The 6,767-nt window shown below is 72.2% G+C and carries 5 protein-coding genes; all 5 read left to right on the top strand.

Features of this window, described 5'->3' with window-relative positions; all coding sequences use genetic code 11:
• The first annotated feature begins 453 nt into the window (after positions 1 to 453).
• The 5 genes from prmB to LDO26_RS10055 all read left to right on the top strand — a co-directional run bounded on the left by prmB (position 454) and on the right by LDO26_RS10055 (position 6,767).
• The gene (prmB, locus tag LDO26_RS10075; RefSeq protein WP_232130958.1) at positions 454 to 1,425 is read left to right on the top strand and encodes a 50S ribosomal protein L3 N(5)-glutamine methyltransferase; all 972 of its coding nucleotides are present in this window, start codon (positions 454 to 456) and stop codon (positions 1,423 to 1,425) included.
• Between the two features lie 117 nt (positions 1,426 to 1,542).
• Positions 1,543 to 2,673, top strand: a complete 1,131-nt coding sequence (gene aroC / locus LDO26_RS10070; protein WP_232130957.1) for a chorismate synthase — start codon at positions 1,543 to 1,545, stop codon at positions 2,671 to 2,673.
• Positions 2,666 to 3,691 (top strand): 2-hydroxyacid dehydrogenase, encoded by a 1,026-nt coding sequence (locus LDO26_RS10065; protein ID WP_232130956.1) that lies wholly within the window; start codon positions 2,666 to 2,668, stop codon positions 3,689 to 3,691. Before aroC ends, LDO26_RS10065 begins: the two co-directional genes overlap by 8 nt.
• An 86-nt stretch (positions 3,692 to 3,777) precedes the next feature.
• Positions 3,778 to 4,806 (top strand): aspartate-semialdehyde dehydrogenase, encoded by a 1,029-nt coding sequence (locus tag LDO26_RS10060; RefSeq protein WP_232130955.1) that lies wholly within the window; start codon positions 3,778 to 3,780, stop codon positions 4,804 to 4,806.
• A gap of 134 nt (positions 4,807 to 4,940) precedes the next feature.
• On the top strand, positions 4,941 to 6,767 hold the full coding sequence (locus LDO26_RS10055; RefSeq protein WP_232130954.1) for a FimV/HubP family polar landmark protein: 1,827 nt from the start codon (positions 4,941 to 4,943) through the stop codon (positions 6,765 to 6,767).

The raw sequence follows: 6,767 nt of genomic DNA, 5'->3' as shown, positions 1-6,767 counted from the left end.
TTCCCGTAACGACATCGTCGACACCTCCTGCCACGGCATCGCCTGCTCCTGTTGGGCTTCGATGCTGCAGCTTGAATGTGTCCACCATGTCCCCGAACACCTGTCCACCATGTGGCCGGGCCATACAGCGGGAGAGGGGAGGACCATCCGCGGCGCGGATGGTGGGGTGAGGGCACGGGCGGACAGGCCCCTCATCCGGCGCTTCGCGCCACCTTCTCCCGGAGGGAGAAGGGCTCGGTTTTCGCAGCGCTGCGGCGGAACGGGCCTTGGCGCTTCCCGTACACGGGAGAGTGGGGAGACCATCCGCGGCGCGGATGGTGGGGTGAGGGCGCGGGCGGACAGGCCCCTCATCCGGCGCTTCGCGCCACCTTCTCGCGGGCGGCGGTCCCCGGCGGCTGCCCGGCACTGGCCTATAATCCACGCCCCCTGATTCCGCCGCCGGATCGCCGCGCCATGACCGAAGAACTGCAGACGATCATCGACCTGATCCGCTACGGCGCCAGCCGCTTCAACGCCGCCGGCCTGACCTTCGGCCACAGCTACGACAACGCGATCGACGAGGCCACCCACCTGACCCTGCACGCGCTGCACCTGCCGCACGACCTCGGCCCGGCATATGGCCAGGCGCGGGTCACGCTGGCGGAGAAGGAGGACGTGCTGGCGCTGTTCCTGCGCCGCATCGAGGAGCGCGTGCCCGCCGCATATCTCACCGGCGAGGCCTGGTTCGCGGGCCTGAGCTTCAAGAGCGACCGCCGCGCGCTGGTGCCGCGCTCGCCGATCGCCGAGCTGATCCTGTCCGGTTTCGAGCCGTGGCTCGGCGGCCGGGAGGTGCGCCGCGCGCTGGACCTGTGCACCGGCTCGGGCTGCATCGCGATCGCGATGGCCCACCACAACCCGGACTGGCATGTCGACGGCGTCGACCTCAGCGACGAGGCGCTGTCGCTGGCGGCCGAGAACGAGCAGCGGCTGGAGGTCGCCAACGTGCGCTTCCTCAAGTCGGACCTGTTCTCCGGCCTGCAGGGCGAGCACTACGACCTGATCGTCAGCAATCCGCCCTACGTCACCAACGACGAGACCGACGCGCTGCCGAGGGAATACGCCTACGAGCCCGAGATGGGCCTGCGCGCCGGCGACGACGGTCTCGACCTGGTGCTGAAGATCCTGCGCGACGCGCCGCTGCACCTGACCGACGAGGGGCTGCTGATCTGCGAGGTCGGCGAGTCCGAACAGCACCTGGTCAGGCTGCTGCCGGAGCTGCCGCTGCTGTGGGTCGAGTTCCAGGTCGGGCAGATGGGCGTGTTCGTGGCCGAGCGCCACGACCTGGTGACCCACAACGCGCGCATCGCCGAACTGGCGGCCGCGCGCGAGGCCGCGCCGGCGACGCCCGCGGCACAGGCCGGTGCCGCCGGCACGGAATTGTTCTGAGCGAAACCATCCGCTCGCGCGCGGCGATTGCGCGTTAAGCTTGCCGGCCCACGTCCGGCGCCGCCTGCAGCGCGCCGGTGACTCCCCTGCCGCGTCGTCCGCGACGCTTCCGGTGCCATGTCCAGCAACAGCTTCGGCAAACTCTTCACCGTCACCACCTTCGGCGAGAGCCACGGGCCGGCGATCGGCTGCGTCGTCGACGGCAGTCCGCCCGGCATCGCGCTGGATGCGGGCATGTTCGACCACGACCTGCAGCGCCGCGCGACCGGCAGGAGCCGCCACACCTCGGCGCGGCGCGAGGCCGACGCGGTCGAGATCCTCAGCGGCGTCTTCGAGGGCGTCACCACCGGCACCCCGATCGCGCTGCTGATCCGCAACACCGATGCGCGCAGCAAGGACTACGGCAACATCGCCCGCCAGTTCCGGCCCGGCCACGCCGACTACGCCTACTGGCAGAAGTACGGCATCCGCGATCCGCGCGGCGGCGGCCGCTCGTCCGCGCGCGAGACCACGATGCGGGTCGCCGCCGCGGTGATCGCGAAGAAGTGGCTGGCCGAGCGCTACGGCGTGCACGTGCATGGCTACCTGTCGCAGCTGGGCGACCTCGTGCCGGCGCAGACCGCCGCCAAGGCGATCGACTGGGACATCGTTGAATCCAATCCGTTCTTCTGGCCGGACGCCGCGCAGGTGCCCGAGCTGGAGGCCTACATGGACGCGCTGCGCAAGTCCGGCGATTCGGTCGGCGCGCGCGTGACCGCGGTCGCCGACGGCGTGCCGCCCGGCTGGGGCGAACCGGTCTACGGCAAGCTCGACGGCGAACTGGCCGCGGCGATGATGTCGATCAACGCGGTCAAGGGCGTGGAGATCGGTGCCGGCTTCGCATCGGTGGCTTCGAGGGGCAGCGAACACCGCGACCTGATGACGCCGGCCGGATTCGCGTCGAACCATGCCGGCGGCGTGCTCGGCGGCATCAGCACCGGGCAGCGGATCGTGGTCTCCACCGCGTTCAAGCCGACCTCGAGCCTGCGCCTGCCGGCCGAGGGCCTGGATACGGGCGGCAACGTGGTCGAAGTGGTCACCACCGGCCGCCACGACCCCTGCGTGGGCATCCGCGCGACCCCGATCTGCGAGGCGATGCTGGCGCTGGTGCTGATGGACCAGGCGCTGCGGCATCGCGCGCAGTGCGGCGACGTCGGCGAGGTCGCGCCGCGCATCCCTGCCGGCATCGCGGTGCGCGACGATGGCTGAGCCACGGCCACGGGTCTGGGTGTCGCAGCCGCTGTTCGACGACATCGTCGCGCGGCTGGACGCGTATTGCGACGTGACCCAGGTGCCGGTCATCGGCAACCACACGCCGGCGCAGGTCGCCGCGGCGCTGCGCGAGGCCGACGGCGCACTGGTCACGCTCAACGAGACGGTCGGCGCGGACGAGATCGCCGCCGCGTCGCGCCTGCGCGTCATCGCCAACCTGGGCGTCGGCTACAACAACCTCGACGTGCCGGCGCTGCAGGCGCGCGGCATCGTCGCCACCAACACGCCCGACGTGCTGACCGAGACCACCGCCGATTTCGGCTTCGCGATGATGATGGCCGCCGCGCGCCGCATCACCGAGGCCGAACGCCACCTGCGCGAAGGCAAGTGGCAGGGCTGGGACTTCAAGGGCCTGCTGGGCGCCGATATCCACGGCAGCACGCTCGGCATCCTCGGCATGGGCCGCATCGGCCAGGGCATCGCCCGCCGCGGCGCGGGTTTCGGCATGCGCGTGCGCTACCACAACCGCAGCCGGCTGCCGGACGCGGTCGAGCGCGAGTGCAATGCGCAGTACGTCGATCTCGACGCGCTGCTGGCGGGCAGCGACCACCTGGTGCTGGTGCTGCCGTATTCGCCGGAGAACCACCATTTGATCGATGCCGCCGCGCTGGCGCGCATGAAGCCGACCGCGACGCTGACCAACATCGCCCGCGGCGGCATCGTCGACGAGGACGCGCTGGCCGATGCGCTGGCCGGTGGGCGGCTGGCGTCGGCGGCGCTGGACGTGTTCGAGGGCGAGCCGGCGGTCAATCCGCGGCTGCTGGCGCTGCGCAACATCGTGCTGACGCCGCACATCGCCAGCGGCAGCCTCGCCACGCGCCGGGCGATGGTGACGCTGGCGGTCGACAACCTGATCGCCGGGCTCGGCTTCGGCCCGGACGCCGGCAATCCGCCGACGCCGATCGCGGCGGCCCCTGGCAAGGACAAGGACGGCAAACGTCCGGGAACCGCCTGAGCCATCGCGCGGGCGGTTCCCCGATCACGGCCCCCGTTCCGTCCTGCGCCCAGCGCGCTCCGCATCCAATTTTCGAGAGTTCCGCAATGCCCACTTCCCAGAACCGTCGTTTCCGCGTCGCCGTCGTCGGTGCCACCGGCGCCGTCGGCGAGACCATGCTGTCGATCCTCGCCGAGCGCGATTTCCCCGTGTCCGAACTCGTAGCCCTGGCCAGCGAGCGTTCGGCCGGCACCACCGTGAAGTTCGGCGACGACGACATCGTCGTGCAGGACCTGGCGACCTTCGACCCGGCCGGCGTCGACATCGCGCTGTTCTCCGCGGGCGGCGCGACCAGCAAGGCATACGCACCGAAGTTCGCCGCCGCCGGTGCGGTCGTCATCGACAACAGCTCGGCGTTCCGCTACGACGACGACGTGCCGCTGGTGGTGTCCGAAGTGAATCCCGAGGCGGCCCGCGACCGGCCGCGCGGCATCATCGCCAATCCCAACTGCTCGACGATGCAGATGCTGGTCGCACTGGCGCCGATCCACCGCAAGGCCGGCATCGTGCGCATCAACGTCGCCACCTACCAGTCGGTGTCTGGCGCCGGCCGCTCGGCGCTCGAGGAACTGGGGCGCCAGACCGGCGACCTGCTGAACTTCCGCGATCCCAGTCCCGAGCGTTTCCCGGTGCAGATCGCCTTCAACCTGATCCCGCAGATCGACGAGTTCCTCGACAACGGCTTCACCAAGGAGGAGATGAAGCTGGTCTGGGAGACGCGCAAGATCCTCGCCGACGACGGCATCCTGGTGAACCCGACCGCGGTCCGCGTGCCGGTGTTCTACGGCCATTCCGAAGCGGTCACGGTCGAGACCCGCGAGAGGCTCGGCGTCGACGAGGCGCGCGCGCTGCTGGCGACCGCGCCGGGCGTCGAGGTCGTCGACGAGCCGCGTGCCGGCGGCTATCCGACCCCGGTCACGCACGCATCGGGCAAGGACGCGGTGTTCGTCGGCCGCATCCGCGAGGACCTCTCGCATCCCAACGGCCTGAACCTGTGGATCGTCTCGGACAACATCCGCAAGGGCGCCGCGCTCAATGCCGTGCAGGTGGCCGAACTGGTCGCCGCCGGCGGTTGAACCTGTCGCCGGGCGGCGCCGTGCCGGTCCATCCGATGCCGCCGCGTCCGTGTACCGGGGGTGTCCCGGCGGGCCCATCGTTGCGGATCGGGAGCCCGCGCCGCTACAGTCGCCGCATGAATCAGGGGAATGCCTTGCGCCATCGACTGCTGCGGCTGCTGTCCGCCGGCGCCCTGCTGCTCGCCGCCCTGCCGGCGTTCGCGCTGGGCCTGGGACGCATCGAGGTGCGTTCGCAGGCCGGTCAGCCGCTGCTGGCGGAGATCCCGATCGTGTCCAGCGATCCGGCCGAGCTGCGCCAGCTGCAGGCGCGGCTGGCGTCGCCGGAGACCTTCGCGCGGATCGGCCTCGATCCGCCGCAGGGCCTGGTGTCGGACCTGCAGTTCAACGTCGCGCTCGATGCCAGCGGCCGGCCGGTGATCCGGGTCACCACGGCCGCGCCGGTGCAGCAGGAGGCGCTGACGTTCCTGATCGAGGTCGACTGGGGCCAGGGCCGGCTGGTGCGCGAGTACTCCGCGCTGATCGCCGTGCCCGATACCCTCGCCGCGCCGGCGCAGCCGTCGATCCAGGCGCCGGTCGCCGCGCCGCCGCCGACGATCGTGCGGGCCCCGGAGACGGCCGAAACGCCGGCGCCTGCCGCCGCCGCGGCGCCGACTGCCGTGGACGACACCGCGGTCGCCGCCGATGCGGAACCGCCGCCGCCTGCGCCAGCGCCAGCGCCCGCCGAGCCGGCGCCTGCGCCGGTCGTCGCCCCGGCGCCCGCGCCGGCAGCCGCCGCGCCGGTCGCCACGGCCGTGCCGTCCGAACTTCCGCCGGTCCAGGCCGGACAGAACCTGTCGGCGCTGGCTGAGCCGCTGGCCGAGCAGGGCGGGATCACCGTCAACCAGGCGATGGTGCTGCTGCTGCGCGCCAATCCCGAGGCCTTCATCCGCGGCAATCTCAACCTGATCCGCGAGGGCGCGGTGCTGCGCGTGCCGCCGCAGGACCAGTGGGCGCAGTACAGCCGCGCCGAGGCGACGGCCGTGGTGCGCGAGCAGGTCGGGCAGTGGCGCGAGATGCGCCAGCCCGCACCGCAGCCGGAGGCGCCGGCCACGCAGGAAGCGGCAGCGGCGACATCGCCGGATGCCGCGTCGCCGGCCGCGCCGGCGGTGGCCGACGCGCGGCTGGAAATCACACCGCCGTCGGGTGACGGCCAACAGGCGGGAACGCAATCCGGCATCGACGCCGGCGGTGGGGGAGACATGCTGCGTCAGGAACTGCAACAGGCCAACGAGACCGTGGCCGCGCGCAATGCCGAGATCGAGGAACTGCAGGCGCGGCTGGCCGACCTCGAACGGCTGCAACAGCAACAGCAACAGCTGATCGAGATGAAGGACACCGAGCTGGCGGCCGCGCAGCAGCGTCTGGCCGAGAGCAACCAGCGCCAGGCCGACGCCGGCGGCGGCTTCCCGTGGATCTGGCTGGGCCTGGGCCTGCTGGTGGGCGGCGTGGTGGCCTGGTTGCTCGCACGCCGGGCCGCGTCCGGCGCCGCGCGTGCCAGGCCCGTGCCGGCGACGCCCGGCGCGCGCCCGACCTTCGCGGCGGCGAAGCCTGCGACCCCGGCGCCCGCAGCTGCGGCACCGGCCACCGCATCGCCGGCCTGGCACGCGGGCGATGCCACGGCGGCTTCCAGGCCGGCGGCCCACGCGGCGCCCCCGGTCGCGAATCCGGACACGAATCCGGACGTGGCGGGCGTCGACACCCCGTCGTCGGCACTCGCGCCGGCCGCGGCCACGCCGATCGTCGGCGCCTCGGTCGCGTCGAGCCTGCCGGTGTCCTCGGCAGAGGAGCGCATCGAGCTCGCGCGGGCCTATGTCGATCTCGGCGACAGCGCCACCGCGCGCGAACTGCTGCAGGAAGTGGTGGATGGCGACGATGCGGCGGCCAGCGCGCAGGCCGCGCTGCTGCTGCGCAACCTCGGCTGA

The sequence above is a fragment of the Proluteimonas luteida genome, assembly GCF_021191695.1.
Classification (GTDB): domain Bacteria; phylum Pseudomonadota; class Gammaproteobacteria; order Xanthomonadales; family Xanthomonadaceae; genus Luteimonas; species Luteimonas luteida.
The sequence above is the reverse complement of the archived record's forward strand: the minus strand, read 5'-3'. Positions and strand labels throughout refer to the sequence as shown.

Coding starts and splice junctions, on each gene's coding strand:
- prmB (WP_232130958.1), top strand. CDS start 454: ATGACCGAAGAACTGCAGACGATCATCGACCTGATCCGCTACGGCGCC.
- aroC (WP_232130957.1), top strand. CDS start 1,543: ATGTCCAGCAACAGCTTCGGCAAACTCTTCACCGTCACCACCTTCGGC.
- LDO26_RS10065 (WP_232130956.1), top strand. CDS start 2,666: ATGGCTGAGCCACGGCCACGGGTCTGGGTGTCGCAGCCGCTGTTCGAC.
- LDO26_RS10060 (WP_232130955.1), top strand. CDS start 3,778: ATGCCCACTTCCCAGAACCGTCGTTTCCGCGTCGCCGTCGTCGGTGCC.